The organism is Thiomonas sp. TH-17 (assembly GCF_057473305.1).
On the sequence record NZ_JBYCKI010000141.1, the window covers coordinates 1 to 18391 of the forward strand.

14 protein-coding genes are annotated in these 18391 nt (G+C 65.8%); 6 read left to right on the forward strand and 8 right to left on the reverse strand.

Annotation, left to right across the window (positions count from 1 at the left end; genetic code table 11):
- Positions 1 to 110: 110 nt before the first annotated feature.
- The 7 genes from AC2VLV_RS08560 to AC2VLV_RS08590 form a co-directional block, all read right to left on the reverse strand.
- On the reverse strand, positions 111 to 299 hold the full coding sequence (locus AC2VLV_RS08560) for a hypothetical protein (protein WP_486989585.1): 189 nt from the start codon (positions 297 to 299) through the stop codon (positions 111 to 113).
- Between the two features lie 108 nt (positions 300 to 407).
- Positions 408 to 1040, reverse strand: a complete 633-nt coding sequence (locus AC2VLV_RS08565; protein WP_486989586.1) for a gamma-glutamylcyclotransferase — start codon at positions 1038 to 1040, stop codon at positions 408 to 410.
- A gap of 221 nt (positions 1041 to 1261) precedes the next feature.
- Positions 1262 to 2749 (reverse strand): glutamate synthase subunit beta, encoded by a 1488-nt coding sequence (locus tag AC2VLV_RS08570; protein ID WP_486989587.1) that lies wholly within the window; start codon positions 2747 to 2749, stop codon positions 1262 to 1264.
- Positions 2750 to 2949: 200 nt separating this feature from the next.
- Complete coding sequence (locus AC2VLV_RS08575) at positions 2950 to 7701, reverse strand: glutamate synthase-related protein (protein WP_486989588.1); 4752 nt, start codon at positions 7699 to 7701, stop codon at positions 2950 to 2952.
- 170 nt (positions 7702 to 7871) lie between these two features.
- Complete coding sequence (locus tag AC2VLV_RS08580) at positions 7872 to 8558, reverse strand: hypothetical protein (RefSeq protein ID WP_486989589.1); 687 nt, start codon at positions 8556 to 8558, stop codon at positions 7872 to 7874.
- A gap of 44 nt (positions 8559 to 8602) precedes the next feature.
- A complete protein-coding gene (locus AC2VLV_RS08585; protein ID WP_486989590.1) occupies positions 8603 to 8923 on the reverse strand; it encodes a chaperone modulator CbpM in 321 nt (106 codons plus the stop codon).
- Complete coding sequence (locus AC2VLV_RS08590; protein WP_486989591.1) at positions 8920 to 9897, reverse strand: DnaJ C-terminal domain-containing protein; 978 nt, start codon at positions 9895 to 9897, stop codon at positions 8920 to 8922. Before AC2VLV_RS08590 ends, AC2VLV_RS08585 begins: the two co-directional genes overlap by 4 nt.
- Before the next feature lie 290 nt (positions 9898 to 10187).
- On the opposite strand from AC2VLV_RS08590, the gene AC2VLV_RS08595 reads away from it, so the two are divergent.
- A complete protein-coding gene (locus tag AC2VLV_RS08595; protein ID WP_486989592.1) occupies positions 10188 to 11654 on the forward strand; it encodes a DEAD/DEAH box helicase in 1467 nt (488 codons plus the stop codon).
- A gap of 70 nt (positions 11655 to 11724) precedes the next feature.
- Here AC2VLV_RS08595 and AC2VLV_RS08600 read toward each other — a convergent pair whose 3' ends face one another.
- The gene (locus AC2VLV_RS08600; RefSeq protein ID WP_486989593.1) at positions 11725 to 13752 is read right to left on the reverse strand and encodes a hypothetical protein; all 2028 of its coding nucleotides are present in this window, start codon (positions 13750 to 13752) and stop codon (positions 11725 to 11727) included.
- Positions 13753 to 13972: 220 nt separating this feature from the next.
- Between AC2VLV_RS08600 and AC2VLV_RS08605 the strand changes: the two genes are divergently transcribed.
- The 5 genes from AC2VLV_RS08605 to AC2VLV_RS08625 form a co-directional block, all read left to right on the forward strand.
- Entirely contained in the window at positions 13973 to 14635 is a 663-nt protein-coding gene (locus AC2VLV_RS08605) for an enoyl-CoA hydratase-related protein (RefSeq protein WP_486989594.1), read from the forward strand.
- A 12-nt stretch (positions 14636 to 14647) separates the two neighbouring features.
- A complete protein-coding gene (locus AC2VLV_RS08610; RefSeq protein WP_486989595.1) occupies positions 14648 to 15865 on the forward strand; it encodes an acyl-CoA dehydrogenase family protein in 1218 nt (405 codons plus the stop codon).
- Between the two features lie 95 nt (positions 15866 to 15960).
- Positions 15961 to 16653: a glutathione binding-like protein gene (locus tag AC2VLV_RS08615; protein WP_486989596.1), complete on the forward strand. Its 693-nt coding sequence runs from the start codon at positions 15961 to 15963 to the stop codon at positions 16651 to 16653.
- A gap of 59 nt (positions 16654 to 16712) precedes the next feature.
- A complete protein-coding gene (locus AC2VLV_RS08620) occupies positions 16713 to 17564 on the forward strand; it encodes a fumarylacetoacetate hydrolase family protein (RefSeq protein ID WP_486989597.1) in 852 nt (283 codons plus the stop codon).
- Positions 17565 to 17651: 87 nt separating this feature from the next.
- Positions 17652 to 18391: DinB family protein (locus tag AC2VLV_RS08625; protein WP_486989598.1), on the forward strand; the 740-nt coding region annotated here is incomplete at its 3' end.

Here is an 18391-nt window from a genome sequence, read left to right on the forward strand (position 1 = left end):
CGATCAAGGCGCAAAGCACAGCCGTGCCCGTCGGCACGGCGCGCATTTGCAACGCCGAGCGGGGGTGTTTGGGCGCGAGGAGCGGGCATGGCGGATTTGTTCACACCCTCTCAACTCTCGGTGCTTGGCGTGGCGCTGCCGGAGGGGTCAGCTTCCGGCGGCGCAGCGCTACCGTGATCTTCGCCCGGCGCCTCGGTACTGTCGGGCTTATTGGCCTTGCGCTGCAGTTTTTCCTGCTTTTTGCGCTCTTTGGCGAGTTCTTTCTGACGCTTTTCGTAGGAGTAATTTGGCTTGACCAATGGGGTGTCCTGGTGAATGGTGAAAGAGGCCTTGCAGCCACTGAAGACTTTGGGGCGCGAAGCGGGAATGCCACATGCTATCGAAGGTCGCAGCCCAGGCTCGCCGCATCAAGCATTTTTCACGTCGAGACGGTGCTGCGCAGCCAGTTCCATGATGCGCTCCAACTCGGCATCACGAATGCCGATGTCGCGCAGCGCGTGCGCGGTGCGCGCGACGTAATCGAAGGTGGTGCCATAGCGACCGCGGCAGGTGCGCAGAATGTCGAGCAACTGCGCGTCGTCGAGGCTGCCGGTGTAGCTCGGGCTGCTGGGCCGCAGGGTGAACGCGAGCGCCTGCACCACGCCCTGCGGAGTGCGACAGGCAATCCAGCGCGGGTCATAGACGGCGCGAGGCATTTCGCGCTTCCACAACTGGCGCAATTCGCGCTCGGCTCGCTCATGCGGAACGCGCAGGGCAATGCCGCTGCAGGAACCGCCGGACATCAGTGCGAACACCAGGCCGGGCGCTTCTTCCGTGCCCCGGTTGATGCGCGACCACATGCGCAGCGTGCGCCGCCATCCCCAGACTCGCGCAGGCCGTACTTCGTCATGCACGACTTCCGGGTTCCAGATCAGCGAGCCGTAGCCGAACACCCAGAGGTCGCCATCAGGGCGGCTGGCCAGCGTGGCCTCCAGCATGTCTTGCGGATCCCGCCCCGGAAACTGGGGCAGGCCATGATCGTCATCGGCTTCGCGCATCATCCCCGCATTGTCCGAGAAACCCGGCTGCACCGACCCCATACAGATCAGAAAACGGACGATCCGTAAGGGTCGGTCGCTGCATCATCGCGGCAACACGGTGCTGCCCATCAAAAACCGGTCGATCTCGCGTGCGGCCTGACGGCCTTCGCGCTCAGCGGCCCGGCCGGGCCGCGCTCCTTCCCTTCGCCCATTTGGGCGAGCCGCGAAGGCCCGGCGCTGGTTCATCTCGGCAGAACGGTGCTGCCGGTGAGGAAACGGTCGATCTCTCGTGCCGCCTGACGGCCTTCGCGGATCGCCCAGACCACCAGCGACTGTCCGCGCCGCATGTCACCTGCGGCATAGACCTTGGGCACATTGGTAGCGTAGCCGGTCTCGTCTTCGGTTCCGGCCTTGGCATTGCCCCGGGCGTCCTTGTCGATGCCGAAGGCCTCCAGCACGCTGCCCACGGGATGCACAAACCCCATGGCCAGCAGCACCAGATCGGCCTGCAGAGTGAATTCGCTACCCGCGACTTCCTGCATGCGACCATCCTTCCACTCGACGCGGCAGGCCTTGATCTGCTTGACTTTGTTCTTGTCTTTTCCGGCGCCGGGGATGAACTCCTTGGTCGCCACGGCCCAGTCGCGCGAGCAGCCTTCTTCATGGCTGCTGGAGGTGCGCAGCTTGATCGGCCAGTACGGCCAGACCAGGGGCTTGTTCTCTGCTTCAGGCGGCTGCGGCATGACCTCGAACTGGGTGACGCTGGCCGCGCCGTGACGGTTGCTGGTGCCCACGCAGTCGGAGCCGGTATCACCGCCGCCGATCACCACCACATGCTTGCCGGTGGCCAGGATCTGGCTCTTGAGCTTGTCGCCGGCGTTGACCTTGTTCTGTAGCGGCAGGAATTCCATGGCGAAGTGAATGCCATCGAGCTCGCGCCCAGGCACGGGCAAATCGCGCGGGAACTCGGCACCGCCGGTCAGCAGCACGGCATCGAAATCCGCCTGCAACTGGGCGGGGGTGATGGTCGCCTTGGCCCAGTTGGCCACGGTCGCGCCGGGGCCGTCCTTGGGCATCTCGGCCACCAGCACGCCGGTGCGGAAGGTCACGCCTTCGGCTTCCATCTGCGCGATACGGCGGTCGATGTGGCTCTTTTCCATCTTGAAATCGGGAATGCCGTAGCGCAGCAGGCCGCCTGCGCGGTCGTTCTTCTCGAACAGGGTGACGGTGTGTCCCGCGCGGGCGAGTTGCTGTGCAGCCGCTAGCCCTGCGGGGCCCGAGCCGACCACGGCCACGGTCTTGCCGGTCTTGTGCGCAGGCTGTTGCGGCGTCACCCAGCCTTCATTCCAGCCCCGGTCGATGATGGCGTGCTCGATGGACTTGATGCCCACCGGCAACTCATTGATGCCCAGGGTGCAGGCCGATTCGCACGGCGCGGGGCAGATGCGGCCGGTGAACTCCGGGAAGTTGTTGGTCGAGTGCAGCACGTCGAGCGCCTGCTTCCAGTCGCCCGACCACACCAGATCGTTGAAGTCGGGGATGATGTTGTTGACCGGGCAACCGTTGTTGCAGAACGGAATGCCGCAGTCCATGCAGCGCCCTGCCTGCGTCTTGGCCTTGTCGTCGGGCAGTTCGTGGACGAACTCCTTCCAGTGCTTGAGCCGCGCGGCGGGTGCTTCGTACTGCTCTTCCTGCCGCTCGAATTCCATGAATCCGGTGATTTTTCCCATGGTCGATCCTTATTTGATGTCTGAACACTGGAGCCGATGAGGCGAAACCCGCCGGGCCGCCCCAAGGGTTTCGTCCCACGTCGCGGCTTGCAAGCCGCTCCGATTCGGCTCCGTCCAAGCTGCCGCAGGGCAGCTTGGAGCCGCGGGCCTCATCCCCTTGAGGGGGGAACCCAGCGCAGCGCAGGTTCTCGGGGTGGGCTTCATTTAGCGGGGACGCTGGCGTTGCCTGCAGGCGCCTTGGCTTTTTCCGTGGCGGCCTGCGCCTCGCGCTTGGCGGCCATTTCACCCAGCGCCCGCTTGTATTCATGCGGGAATACCTTGACGAAGCGGCCGCGCGCCTCTTCCCAGGTGTCGAGCAATTCACGCGCGCGCTGCGAGCCGGTCCAGCGCAGATGATCCTGCAGCAGCTTGCGCAACTGGGCCTCGTCGGTCTGGCCGCGGTGCCACAGCGCTTCGGCCTGTTGCGCTTTCTGCTCGGCCGCGGACAGCACCTTGTCGAGCGCCACCATGGAGGTGTTGCAGCGCTTGGCGAACAGACCGTCCACGTCGTAGACGTAGGCGATGCCGCCGCTCATGCCGGCAGCGAAGTTGCGGCCGGTTTCGCCCAGCACCAGCACCGTGCCGCCGGTCATGTATTCGCAGCCGTGGTCGCCCGTGCCTTCGACCACGGTGGTCGCGCCGGAATTGCGCACGGCGAAGCGCTCGCCCGCCACGCCGCGGAAGAAAGCCTCGCCTTCGATGGCGCCATAGAGCACGGTATTGCCGACGATGATGTTGCCCGGCGCGTCGCCGCGGAAATCGAGGCTGGGGCGCACCACCACGCGGCCGCCCGACAGTCCCTTGCCGGTGTAGTCGTTGGCTTCACCGATGAGGTAGAGCGTGATGCCCCGGGCGAGGAAAGCGCCGAAGCTCTGGCCGCCCGTGCCTTCCATCTGGATGTGGATGGTGTCGTCGGGCAGACCGTCGTGGCCATAGCGCCGCGCCACTTCGCCGGAGAGCATGGCGCCCACGGTGCGGTTGACGTTGCGCGCGTTCTGAATGAACTGCACCTTCTCGCCGCGCTCCAGCGCGGGGCGGGCGCGCTCAATCAGCACATGATCGAGCGCCCTGGCGAGGCCGTGATCCTGCTCTTCGACCTGGCGGCGCGGCACGTCGGCGGGCACATCGGGCTGATGGAACACGCGGCTGAAATCGAGCCCGCGCGCCTTCCAGTGCTCAACGCCCTTGCGCGCGTCGAGCAAATCGGCGCGGCCGACCAGATCGTCAAACTTGCGCACGCCGAGCTGCGCCATGATGGCGCGCACTTCCTCGGCGATGAAAAAGAAGAAATTCACCACATGCTCGGGCTTGCCGGAAAACTTCTTGCGCAGCGCCGGGTCTTGCGTGGCCACGCCCACCGGGCAGGTGTTGAGGTGGCATTTGCGCATCATGATGCAGCCCTCGACCACCAGTGGCGCGGTGGCGAAGCCGAATTCGTCGGCGCCGAGCAGTGCGCCGATGACCACGTCGCGGCCGGTCTTGATCTGGCCGTCGACCTGCACGCGGATACGGCTGCGCAAGCGGTTGAGCACCAGGGTCTGCTGGGTTTCGGCCAGGCCAATTTCCCACGAGGACCCGGCATGCTTGATGGAGGACAGCGGCGAAGCGCCGGTACCGCCGTCATGTCCGGCGATGACCACATGATCGGCCTTGGCCTTGGCCACGCCGGTGGCCACCGTGCCCACGCCGCTTTCGGCCACCAGCTTGACGCTGATGGACGCGCGGGAATTGGCGTTCTTCAGATCGTGGATGAGCTGGGCCAGATCTTCGATGGAATAGATGTCGTGGTGAGGCGGCGGCGAGATAAGGCCCACGCCCGGCACCGAGTAGCGCAGCATGCCGATGTAATCGGACACCTTGCCGCCGGGCAACTGCCCGCCCTCGCCGGGCTTGGCACCCTGCGCCATCTTGATCTGGATCTGGTCGGCAGAGGCCAGATATTCGGCCGTGACGCCGAAGCGGCCCGAGGCGACCTGCTTAATCTTGGAGCGCAGCGAATCGCCTTTTTTCAGCGGAATGTCGCTGACGATGCGCTCGGCGCCGAGCACGCTGCCGATGGTGTCGCCGTCCTGAATTCCGGCCGAGCCCGTGCGCATTTCAGGCCGGTAGCGCAGCGGGTCTTCGCCGCCCTCGCCGGTATTGCTCTTGCCGCCGATGCGGTTCATCGCCACCGCCAGGGTCGAGTGCGCTTCCGTGGAAATGGAGCCCAGCGACATGGCGCCGGTGGCAAAGCGCTTGACGATCTCTGCGGCCGGTTCCACCTCATCGATGGCAATCGCCTTGCTGGGGTCGATCTTGAACTCGAACAGGCCGCGCAGGGTGAGCATGCGGCGCGACTGGTCGTTGATGATCTGCGCGTATTCCTTGTAGGTGTTGTAGTTGCCGGCGCGGGTGGAATGCTGCAGCTTGGCGATGGCGTCGGGCGTCCACATATGGTCTTCGCCGCGGGTGCGCCAAGCGTAGTCGCCGCCTGCATCGAGCATATTGGCAAGCACGGGCGAATCGCCGAAGGCGTCGCGGTGCAGGCGCAGCGCTTCTTCGCCCACTTCGAACACGCCAATGCCTTCGACCTGCGTGGAAGTGCCGGTGAAGTATTTGTCCACCAGCGCGCGCGACAGGCCCACTGCTTCGAAGATCTGCGCGCCGCAGTAGCTCATATAGGTGGAGATGCCCATTTTGGACATCACCTTCTGCATGCCCTTGCCGATGGCCTTGACGTAGTTGGTGATGGCCTTTTCCGCACTGAGATCGCCCGGCAGGTCTTTGGCCATTGCCGCAATGGTGTCGAGCGCCAGATACGGGTGCACCGCCTCGGCGCCATAGCCTGCGAGCACGGCGAAATGATGCGTTTCGCGCGCGCTGCCGGTTTCCACCACCAGCCCGGTCTGCGTGCGCAGGCCGTGGGCGGTGAGGTGCTGATGCACCGCGCTCATGGCGAGCAGCGCCGGAATGGCCACGCGCCCGGCGCTCAAGTGGCGGTCGGTGATGATGAGAATGTTGTGGCCGCTCTTGAGCGCATCCACCGCTTCGGCGCAGATAGACGCAATGCGCGCCTCGATGCCTTCATGCCCCCAGGCCACCGGATAGCAGATGTCGAGCTCGAAGCTGCGGAACTTGCCGCCGGTGTGCTGGCCGATGGAGCGCAGTCGCGCCATGTCGTCGTAGTCGAGCACCGGCTGGCTGACTTCAAGGCGCATGGGCGGATTGACCTGATTGATGTCGAGCAGATTGGGCCGCGGGCCGATGAAAGACACCAGCGACATCACCATGTTCTCGCGGATCGAGTCGATCGGCGGGTTGGTCACCTGCGCGAACAACTGCTTGAAGTAGTTGTAGAGCGGCTTGGCGCGGCTGGACAGCACCGCCAGCGCGGCGTCGTTGCCCATCGAACCCACGGCCTCATCGCCCTTTTCGGCCATCGGCGCCATCAGGAACTTGAGATCTTCCTGCGTGTAGCCGAACGCCTGCTGGCGGTCGAGCAGGGGAATGGGCGAAGGCTCGGCGCGACCCAGGTGATCGAGGTCGTCGATGCGGATGCGCAGGTTCTCGATCCACTGACCGTAGGGACGCGCACTGGCGAGCTGGCTTTTGATTTCCTTATCGTCGATGATGCGGCCGGCCTCCATGTCGATGAGGAACATCTTGCCCGGCTGCAGGCGCCACTTCTTGACGATGTGGCTCTCGGAAATGGGCAGCACACCCGATTCGGACGCCATGATGACCAGATCATCGTCGGTCACGATGTAGCGCGCAGGTCGCAGGCCGTTGCGGTCGAGCGTGGCGCCGATCTGGCGACCATCGGTGAAAGCGATCGCGGCGGGGCCGTCCCACGGCTCCATCATCGCGGCGTGATACTCGTAGAAGGCGCGACGGCGCGGGTCCATCAGCGCGTGTTGCTCCCACGCTTCGGGAATCATCATCATCATGGCGTGCGACAGCGGGTAGCCCGCCATCAGCAGCAGTTCCAGACAGTTGTCGAAGCTCGCGGTGTCGCTCTGGCCGGGGTAGATCAGCGGCCAGAGCTTTTGCAGATCGGCGCCGAGCACCGGCGAAGACACGGCGCCCTCGCGCGCCCGCATCCAGTTGTAGTTGCCCTTGACCGTGTTGATCTCGCCGTTGTGCGCCACCAGCCGGTAGGGGTGCGCCAGCGGCCATTCGGGGAAGGTGTTGGTGGAAAACCGCTGGTGCACCAGCGCCAGCGCCGACACCACGCGCGGGTCTTTGAGGTCTTTGTAATACTCGCCCACCTGATCGGCCAGCAGCAGGCCCTTGTAAACAATGGTGCGCGCCGACATGGACGGCACGAAATACTCCTTGCCATGGCGCAGATCGAGCTTCTGAATCGCGTGGCTGGCGGTCTTGCGAATGACGAACAGCTTGCGCTCCAGCGCGTCAGTCACCATCACGTCGGGGCCGCGGCCGATGAACACCTGGCGAATCACCGGCTCCTTGGCCCGCACCGTGGGCGACATCGGCATGTCAGCGTCGACGGCCACGTCGCGCCAGCCGAGAAGCTCCTGGCCCTCGGCACGGACGGCGCGCTCGATCTCCTGTTCGCACGCCAGGCGCGACGCTTCCTCGCGCGGCAGGAAGATCATGCCCACGCCATATTCGCCCGGCGGTGGCAGCTCCACGCCCTGCGCCGCCATCTCTTCGCGGAAAAAGGCATCAGGTATTTGCAGCAGAATGCCCGCGCCGTCGCCCATGAGCTTGTCGGCCCCCACCGCGCCGCGATGGTCGAGGTTCTTGAGGATGAGCAGGCCGTTTTGCACGATGTCGTGCGACTTCACCCCTTTGATGTGCGCCACGAAACCCACGCCGCAGGCGTCGTGCTCGTTTTGCGGGCAATACAGCCCGTCGCGGGACAGGGCAGCGATTTCGGCGCTGGAGGCGGAATTGAGGGGCGTGGACATGGCAGGCTCCGCAGTGAGTCAACAAGAGTGTGCGAATTTACTGCATCGCAGCAAGCAGCGCAACAAAAATTCTTCAATCCGTCCCCATTAAATATGAGATCAGGAAATCAGAAAAATTAAATAGGGACGGATTATTTTCGATCAGACGGCCTGACTGTTCGGTCTCCGTCTCAAGCAACTTTCATGCGCGGTCGCCCCCGACGGGCAGGAGCCAGCCGTCGCCCGCTTTCAGACTCCAACTCCGTCAGAAACGCCGTATCGCCCACAGCGAGGCCGCTGCGCAGCGCAGCCTCCAGCGCCTGCCTTTGCGACGGGGCGATGCCGTGCGCCAGCCGCTCGCGATAGGCCGCCTCGCGGGCAAAGGGCGTGTTGCCCAGTTGCCAGTAAGCATCGGGCGCCGAAAGGGCCGCAGCCCGTGCGACTGCTGATGGCGTCTCGCCGCAATGGGGCGCCAGGCTGCTCCAGGGCCAGGCAGCGGCGGCGGCCAAGTCGGTGTGGTCTGCCGCGCGGTCGATCCACACCATCGCGGCCAGCTCCCAATCACCCGGTTGCACCAGCGCGCTCTGAAACCGTCCAATCCAGGCCGAGGTGCGCTGAATGGGCGGCGACGCCCCGGCCGAGTCTGCCGGGGCCGGGGCCCGCGCGCGGCTCGCGCGCCGCGCCAGGCTCTGGACATAGCGCGAAAGGTCGGCGGCGGTCTGCGGCGTGAGCAGCAGCAGCACCGCTTCGGGTAATACGGCATAGCCGTGCAGCCGCACCGAAGCCAGACTCAGCCCCTGCGCCATCCACAACCCAAACTGATCGCGCTGGGCTGACGTCGCCAGAGGCGAAGCGCCGGGCGCCGCCTGCAATCGCACCAGATGCGCCCTTCCGGGGCGGCAAAAACGGGCTTGCCGCGCCATCAGCGGCGCAGCGCCTCGCGCAAGGCAGCGACTTCGTCCAGCAAATCGAGCACCAGCGCAGCGGCGGCGGGATTGAGTTCCAGCTCGCGCTGCAGCCGTACCGCGCGGCGGGCCCGAGCCAGCGCCTCGCCGCTGAAGCGCCATTGCGCCACGGCGCTTGCGGGCTGCATCGGGTCGATCACGCCCTCTTCAACCAGATGCACGATCTGCGTGCGCTCCACCCTGCAGAGAGTGCAGACCTGATCGACCGAAATGTCGATCTGCTCTTCCAGCACCACACCGACCAAGGGCGCGGCATTCGCATTCGAGGGGGCGCTCATGATTGGGCTCCTTGATACAGCGCGGCGCGCGGGTTGAACGCGGAGAAATCTTCCTGCTGACGGCGGTAAGCCGAGCGTGCCGCCTCGGTATCCGCCGGGGGCAGCGCCACTTGCGCGACCACATACAGATCACCCGGCGTGGCCCCGGGGATGCCCCGACCCTTGAGCCGCAAGCGCCGCCCGCCGCCGGTGGCCGGTGGAATCTTGAGCGCGACCTTGCCGTCCGGCGTGGGCACATTGACTTCAGCGCCCAGCGCCGCTTCCCACGGCGCCAGCGGCAGGTCGATGAACACATCGCGCCCCTCCACGCGGTAGAGCCCGTGGGGATTGAAGCCGATTTCCAGATAAAGATCGCCCGCGCCACCCTCACCCAGACCCGGCGCGCCCTGCCCCGCCAGACGGATGTGCTGGCCGGCGCGCACCCCTTTGGGAATCTGCACCTGCAGCGTGCGTTCGCGCGTCACCACATGACCCTGCGCATCGACTTCGGGCATGCGAAGGTTGAGCGTTCGGGTCGCGCCCCGGTAGGCGTCTTCCAGATCGATGAGGATTTGCGCATGGTGATCCTGCCCACGCAGGTGCATGCCCTGGGCTCCCGGCCCGCCCTGGCCCGCCCCCGCGCGTCGCGCGCCGCCTGCGCTGCGCGCGAACAGGGTCTCGAAAAAGTCGCTGAAATCGGCCTCGCTGCCCGGCATGCCGCCGTGCTGCTCGAAGCCCGCGCCCCAGTCTGGCGGAGGCTGAAAGTCTTGACCGGCGCGCCAGTTGCTGCCAAGCTGATCGTAGGCCGCGCGCTTTTCCGGGTCTTTGAGCACCTCGTAGGCCTCGCCCAGTTCCTTGAACCTGGCCTCGGCCCCGGCTTCCTTGCTGACGTCCGGGTGGAATTTGCGGGCGAGCTTGCGGTAGGCACGCTTGATTTCGTCTTGCGTCGCGCTGCGCTCCACGCCCATGACTTTGTAGTAATCCTTGTAGTCCATCGTGCGTTCCTGTGCGGAAAATGAAATCTCTGATGAAATGGGGACGGAATCTGAATTTGCAAAACGCAGAGTGCAATTCTCCACTGTGCCGGCGCCTCGCAACCGCCACCCTCTTGCTCGCCTAGAATACGAAAGAGTAAATCCGCTGCGGCAGGCTTTGTCCTGCAAATCCCCAGGCGGAACTCTGCGTGGGCCAGGGTGCCCGCCCGTTGACACCGTCAACGCCCGAGCCGGTTTCAACTGATGTCCGGCAGCTCAATTTTCCATCGCCGCCATCACACACCGCACGGATGAACACCACGACAACCCCGACCGAAGACACTCCTCAGCCTGAACGCTTTTCCGAGCTGGCGCTGGACGCGCGCATTCTCCGCGCCGTCAGCGATATGGGCTACGAAAAGCTCACGCCCATCCAGGCCAAGGCCATTCCCCTGCTGCTCGACGGACGCGACATCATGGGCGCCGCGCAGACGGGCACGGGCAAGACAGCCGCGTTCTCCCTGCCCATCCTGCAGCAACTCCTGCCGCTGGCCTCGACCAGCGTGTCCCCTGCCCGCCATCCCGTGCGCGCACTGATGCTGGCGCCCACGCGCGAGCTGGCCGATCAGGTCTACACCAATCTCAAGGCCTATGCCAAGCACACGCCGCTGCGTTGTGCCTGCGTCTTCGGCGGCATGGACATGAATCCGCAGAAGGCCGAATTGCGTACCGGCGTCGATCTGCTGGTGGCCACTCCCGGGCGACTGCTCGATCACCTCGAAGCCAAGACCGTCAACCTGGGCCAGGTGCAATTCGTGGTGCTCGACGAGGCCGACCGCATGCTCGACATCGGCTTCCTGCCCGACCTGCAGCGCATCCTCGGCTTCCTGCCCAAGCAGCGCACCACCCTGCTGTTCTCGGCCACGTTCTCTCCGGAAATCAAGCGTTTGGCGCAGAGTTATCTGCAAAACCCGCTGCTCGTCGAAGTCGCCCGCCCCAACGCCACCGCGACCAATGTGGAGCAGCGCGTCTATCAGGTGGAAGAAGACGACAAGCGCGCCACCCTGGTGCAACTGCTGCGCGACAACCCGCTGCCGCAGGTCATCGTGTTCGTCAACAGCCGGCTCGGCGCGGGCCGCTTGACGCGTGCGCTGGAGCGCGACGGCATCAAGGCCGCGGCCATGCACGGCGACAAATCGCAGGCCGAACGGCTGACCACGCTGGAAGCCTTCAAGCGCGGCGAGATCCAGGCGCTGGTGGCCACCGACGTGGCCGCGCGCGGGCTCGACATTGCCGAGCTGCCGGGCGTGGTGAATTACGACGTGCCGTTCAGCGCCGAAGACTATGTGCACCGCATCGGCCGCACGGGTCGCGCCGGAGCCTCCGGCCTGGCCATCACGCTGGCGACAGCGCGCGACGCGCGCTCTCTGGCCGATATCGAAAAGCTGATCAAGCGCCAGTTTGAAAAGCAGACCGTATCGCTTGAGCGCTCTTCTCGGCCGCGCCGCGATGCGGACGAGTCGCGGGAACACCGCAGCGCGCGTGCGCCTCGTGCACTGCCGGGCGAAACCGGCGCCTCGGTGCCGGTGACCGCGCGCGCCTCACGATCTTCGCGGCAGGACCCCTGGTTCGACAAACCCTATGAGGCCGACCCGAATGCCCAGCCCGTTTGGGAGGCCGCATCGGCTTCACCCGGAAGCGGCGCGCGCTCGACGTCTTCGAACATCCGCCCGCGGCGCAGAATAGCCGCCCTGCTGGGCGGAAGCGATCCGAAATAAGCCGATTCGGCAACGCGAAGACGCTCCCCCTCGGGGGCCTGACGCAAGCGCGGCAGGTATGGGGGCTCTATCAGGTGTCTTTCGGCTCACCGCCCTCGCGGGGAAGTAGCTTGAATTCCGACGAGTCGGGTTCGGCAGGCTCAGCCTTTGAAGTCTGCGGCTCCAACGGCAACTCGAAGTCCAGATCGAGATGCGGCGGCTCAGATAGCGTCGTCAGTTCCACATGCTCCACCTCGGTGGCGGGCATGCCCTCAGGAAAGCGGTCACGCGCAACCGCGTACAGCATCAGCAGATCGCGGTAGGCCGCCAGCTCGAAACCCATGCGGTGCTGATGCGGATCGTCGAGCAACATGCGCTCGAGCACGTTCACGATCTGCGGCTCGCCCCAGGTCATGGTGATGAGCTTCATGGCACGGTCGTAATCCATCAGACCGCGGCCCTGCGATTGCCGCAAAGCATCGGCATCCGCCTCCCAAGGCGGCACAGTCACATTGAAACGACGCTGAAAGCGGCTGTAGAGCGCATCGAATTCGGCCTTGCGCCCATGCTTGCGGTACAGATCGAACAGCAGCAGATAGGGCAGCGCAAAGCTGTCGCTGGCACTGTCGTCCAGCGATTCTTCGAGCAGGGCCATGGCGCGGTCTTCGTCGCCGGTTTCGATGAAGTATTCGGCCAGGTGCCCGGCATCCATCAGCTCATCGACATGCACCTGCTTGTCCTGACTCATGGGCTGCATGAAGCGCGAATCCCAGTCGATTCCGGAGTCTCCCCATTGACCCGCTTTGGCGGATTCGAGATAGGGCGCGTCGATTTCGGGCTGCAAAGGTCGACCGTCCACCAGCGGGGCCAGACCAAAAGGCAGCACGGCTGGCGCGATGGTGCTGGCCTGCACCGACATCGAGGTCATGGCCACGGTGGGCGCCTGGGCAGAAGCGGCCCGCTCGGGTTCCGCCGCAACCCGGTGGCCCACGGAAGCTGACTCGAAGGGGCTGCGCGACAGACCCGGATCGGCTCCGCGCCGCCACAGCCAGAAACTCAGCAGCGCGAGCGCGATCAGCGCCGCGACCAGGGCGTACACCAGACTGGCGGAATAGCGCTGCGAGCGCATCTGCCCCAATTCGGCTTGCGACTGCTGCAACTGCTGTGAGGCTTGCTCGAACTGCCGCTGCAGCACATTCGCCCGGTCCTGCAGAGCGTTGATCTGCTGCAGGGTCGGCTGGGCCTCGCCCGGGGCGGCCGTCGCGTCCATGATGAGCTGGCGCAGTTGATTGAGCTGGCTGCGCTGCTCGGCGCTGAGCGCGGGCACGGCCGCGGGCAGCGCGGTCGCCAGACGCAGTTGCGGCACGGCGGCGAAATCGGCCGCGTTGAAATCATCGAGTTCGAGCCGGTTGCCTGCATGAACCGGCGCGGGCGGCGCCTTGATGACCTTGGCGCCGCGCCGCTCCACCTGTGCTTTGGCGGGTTTATGCCCTTCGTGACGCGCAAGCTCTTGCCGCGCTGACACGGGAGCCTTAGGGCGTTCAGTTTTCGGCGCGGCCTTTTTCACGACGGGCGCCTCAGACGGCGACTGACGTGACCCCGGCATTTGCGCTGAAGCCGAGACCTCGCTGGACGGCGACTGCCCCGCAGAACGAATGCCAACCGCGCTGCCCGCGACCATCGGCAACTCGGGCGCCGGTGGATCGACCAGCAAGGTATAGACCTGGGTGCGTTGGTACTGGCAGGCCAGGTGCAGACGTACGATCAGAATCGGTTCGCGCAGCGCTTGCTGGCTGCGCAGTAACAAGGTCAGACCGTCAGCCGACGGCTTCGAAGTGATCGCCAGGGCCCCCACCCCGCCGCCAAACTCGCCCGACTGCGCCTGGGCCTGCACGCACGAAAGCGGCAAGGACTCCTGCGCATCGAGGTGCACGGGAATCGACATCTGAAGCGCCCGGCCGAGTTCGGCGCGCGTTTGCGGCGCACCGATCATCAGCGCCTGCGCTGGAGTCACGAACTGCGCCGCGAGCCCGACCGCAACCATCCAGGGCCGCAACCAGGAGAGCAGGCCATTGCAAGTCGTTAAGAAAGCGGCGAAACGGCGAAAAACTGAGAGCATTGCAGCGCAAATAAGGGTCGACATCAAAATGTGTCGAATGATCGGAAAGCAATGTATCACGCACCTTTCATTCCAATCGGCACCGGCAAAGTCCAGATGAAAAGCGTGTGAAAAAATTAACAATCGCCTGATTTTCTGTGGGAAACACCCCACAGACCCCGGGCGCATACGGCGAGCTGAATATGATGCCAGCACACTCGCCGACCCCCACCCACACTGCATGAGCGCCGAACTCCGAGCCGAACGTCAGGGCGACAGCCTCGTGCTGCGCCTGCACCACCCCGAAAGCCGCAACGCCCTGAGCGCCGCGCTCTGCTCGGCCGCGCTGGAGGCGCTCACCACGGCGCAGCGCGATGGCGAGATCCGCGCCGTGGTGCTCACCGGAAGCGAACATCACTTCTGCAGCGGCCTGCACGACACCAGCGCGCTTGACGCCTTGCACGATTGCATCCTCGCCCTGCGCGATTGCGAACCGCTGGTGGTCGGAGCGATCGAAGGCCAGGCGCGCGGCGCCGGAGCCGCGCTGGCGCTGGCCTGCGATCTGCTCGTCGCGGCCGACAACGCCCAGCTCCAGCTGATCGACCCCCTGCTGCCCGAACGCGACGTGGGCGGCGCGCAATGGCTGGCCGCTCAACTGCTGCCGCGGCCCGCCTGCAACGAGGCCGCGCTGCCCGGCCTGGGGCTCGGCGCAGCGCGGCTGCATCAGCTCGGCGTGGTCAACCGCCTGTGTCGGCCCGCCGATGCGTTGCAGACGGCACTGCAACTGGTCGATGCCATCCCCGCCGCTTCGGGCAGGCCGCGCAAAGTCCTGCCCAATGCGCAGGGCTACGCCAGCGCCCTGCACGTTCATCTGGCCAGCCAGCTCCTGCCCGCACTCGACTGAACGCACCCCTACATGCCGCCCAGATCCATCGAGACCGCGCCGTCGCCGCGCGTCAGCACCCTGCAAACCCGGCTGCACCGCTTCATGCACACCGTGGTGCTGCCGCAGGAAAGCACCATCAACGCCGCCCTGCGCCTGAGCGCGGTCGGGCCGCAGGCCGCCGTCGCCCCGCAACTCGCCTCCATTCGCCAGAAGGCCCAACTGGCGGGACTGTGGAATCTGTTTCTGCCCATCTCCCCCCGCGCCAGCCAGGGACTGAGCCATTGGGAATACTCGCCGATGGTCGAAGCCATGGGCCACATCCCCTGGGCCGCCGAGGTGTTCAACAGCGCCCAGCCCGACGCTGGAAACATGCAGCTGCTCGACAGCTACGCCAGCGAAGCGCTGAAAGATGCCTGGCTCGACCCGCTGCTGCGCGCCGAGACCCGCAGCGCCTGGGCCGCCGCCGAGCCCGACGCCGAGCTGCACAACCCGGATTCGCTGCAGTGCCAGGCCATGCAAGACGGCAATTCCTGGCGCCTGAGCGGCCAAAAAACCTGGGTGCAAGGTCTGCTGGACCCACGCACCGCAAGCCTGCTGGTGCTGTGCCGCACCGATGCGCAGGCGGCCCTGCATCGCCAGTTCAGCGTGCTGCTCGTGCCGCTCAAGACCGATGGCGTGCAGCTCGGGCGACAGTTGCAGGGCTGGGGCACGGCGCAGAAGGCCTTGGCCGAAGTGTCTTTCGATGCCGCGCGCGTGCCCATCCATCATGTGTTGGGCCAGCCGGGACAGGGCCTGGAGATTCTGCAGGCCCGCCAGCGCATCGTCGGCCTGCACGATGCGCTGTGGTGTCTGGGCGCGGCGGAGCGCGCACTCGATCTGCTGATCGCGCGGCTGCAAACCCGGCGCATCGGCGAACAGCTTGCGGTGCATCACCCGGTCTGGCAGCAGCGCATCGCCCGCACCCGCACCGGGCTGGACACCACCCGCATGCTGGCGCGGCGCAGCGCCTGGCAGATGGACCAGAACGACAGCCACCTGCCCCCGCAGGAACTTGCCATGCTGCAAAGCCTGGCCCTGCCGCTGGCCGTGGATGCGGTGCAATGGAGCATCCTCGCGCACGAGGCCGACGCGCTCGACGACAGCCTGCCCCTGGCCGGCCTGTCCGCACAATTGCGGCTGATGCAGCAACTCACCCCGCCCATCGAGGTGCTCCACGCCCAGATCGCCCAGGGCGAACTGCTGCGCTGAACGAGGGCCTGCCCGCAAGGGGCCTGCAGCAAGGCGGCAAACGTCGCACAATGAGGCGCACCGTTCACCTCGCCGCACAGACGGCGCCTCCCTCCATGATCGACCTCTACTCCTGGGCCACCCCCAACGGCCACAAAATCCACATCCTGCTCGAAGAACTCGGCCTGCCCTACCGGGTGCATGGCGTGAACATTGGCCGCGGCGAACAGTTCGCGCCCGACTTTCTCGCCATCAGCCCGAACAACAAGATTCCCGCCATCATCGATAGCGACGGCCCGGATGGCCAGCCCATCAGCGTGTTCGAGTCGGGCGCCATCCTTCTTTATCTGGCCGAGAAGACCGGCCGCTTTCTGGGCACCGGGCCGCGCGCGCGCATCGCCACGCTGGAATGGCTGATGTGGCAGATGGGCAGCATCGGTCCCATGCTCGGGCAGGCGCACCACTTCCGCCAGTACGCCCCAGAGAAAATCGACTACGCCATCGCCCGCTACACCAACGAGGCGCACCGGCTCTACGGCGTACTCGACCGGCGGCTGGCGTCGCAGCCTTATCTGGCCGGTGACGACTACACCCTCGCCGACATCGCCACCTTTCCCTGGTGCCGCAGCGCCGCCAATCAGGGCATAGACTGGGCCGAGTTTGCCCACGCCAAACGCTGGTTCGACGCCATCGCCGCGCGACCCGCGGTGCAGCGCGGCGTGCAGGTGCTGGCCGACGTGCGCCCGCCCGAGATGGATGCCACCGCACGCGAGCACCTGTTCGGCAACACCCAATATCAGCGTCGCTAATTCGTCGACCCACGATTCACCGACCTGCCACCGCACAGACCGACAACGAGGAGACCGTCATGAAGTTCGTCCGCTACGGCCGCAACGGCCAGGAACAGCCCGGCCTGATCGATGCCCAAGGCCGCCTGCGCAGCCTCGGCGGCATCGTCGACGAGATCGACGCCAGCGTCTTCGGTCGATCTCAGGCTCTGCGCGGCATCGACGCTGAAAGCCTGCCGCTGGTGACCGGCAAGCCCCGGCTGGGCGTGCCCTTCGTGGGTATCAGCAAGTTCATCGCCATCGGCCTGAACTACCGCGACCATGCCAACGAGGCGCACATGGCCATCCCCGCCTCGCCCATCGTGTTCAACAAATGGACGACCTGCATCAGCGGCCCGAACGATGCCGTGCTGCGTCCGCCCGGGGCGCACAAGCTCGATTGGGAAGTCGAACTCGGCGTGGTCATCGGACGGGAGACGCGTTTTGTGCGCGAGGCCGATGCGCTCAAACACGTGGCCGGCTACTGCCTGGTCAACGACGTGTCCGAGCGCGCCTATCAGCTCGAACAAGGCAGCCAGTGGGGGCTGGGCAAGGGCTGCGACACCTTCGGTCCGATCGGCCCCTGGCTGGTCAGCCGCGATGAGATCGCCGACCCGCAGAACATCGATCTCTGGCTCGACGTCAACGGCGAGCGCATGCAGACCGGCAATACGCGCGACATGATTTTCGGCGTGGCCTATCTCGTCGCCTATCTCAGCCGCTACATGACCCTGCTGCCCGGCGATCTCATCGCCACCGGCACGCCGCCCGGCGTGGGCATGGGCCGCAAACCCCCGCGTTATCTGCAGCCCGGCGACGTGGTCACGCTCGGCAGCCCACAGCTCGGCACGCAGCGGCAGGAGATCCGCCCCGCTCCGCAACGTCCGCTGTGATCTGCGCAGTGACCTGTGCGCAGCCACCTGATCGGCGAAGTTCATCCCCTGCGGCTATTCTTGAGCTTCACCCTGGAGGGCGTTGCCATGCCGACACTCGATCTGGCCTTGCCGCTGCACGCGCATGACCACTCGCATGAACATCCGCATGACCATCTTTTGCAAGCCGTGCTGCACACCCGCGAACGCAGCGTCGCGCTGGTGCAGGGGCTGAGCGATGCCGACTGCACCGTGCAGTCCATGCCCGACGCCAGCCCGGCCAAATGGCATCTGGCGCACACCACCTGGTTTTTCGAGGAGTTCATCCTCACGCCGCATCTGCCGGGTTACCGCGTGTTCGATCCGGCCTTCCGCTACCTCTTCAACTCGTATTACGACACCGTCGGGCCGCGTCACCCGCGCCCGCAGCGCGGCCTGCTCACCCGGCCGCCGCTCGAACAGATTCTGGCCTTTCGCGCCCATGTCGACGCGTCGCTGCAACGTCTGACGCGCCTGGCCGCCCCAGCCTCTTTGCTCGACCTCGGACTGCACCACGAGCAGCAGCATCAGGAACTGCTGCTCACCGACCTGCTGCATCTGTTTGCGCAAAACCCGCTGCACCCCGCGTATTGCGCCGCGCCAGGCCCCATGCCCGCTGAGCAGAACCCGGAGCCGGTGCGCTGGGTGAGTTTTTCCGGCGGTCTCACCGACATCGGCCATGCCGACGAACGCTTCGCCTTCGACAACGAAGGCCCGCGCCACCGCGTCTGGCTGGACGACTACGCCCTGGCGCAACGCCCCGTGTGCAACGCCGACTGGCTCGACTTCATCGCCGACGACGGCTACGC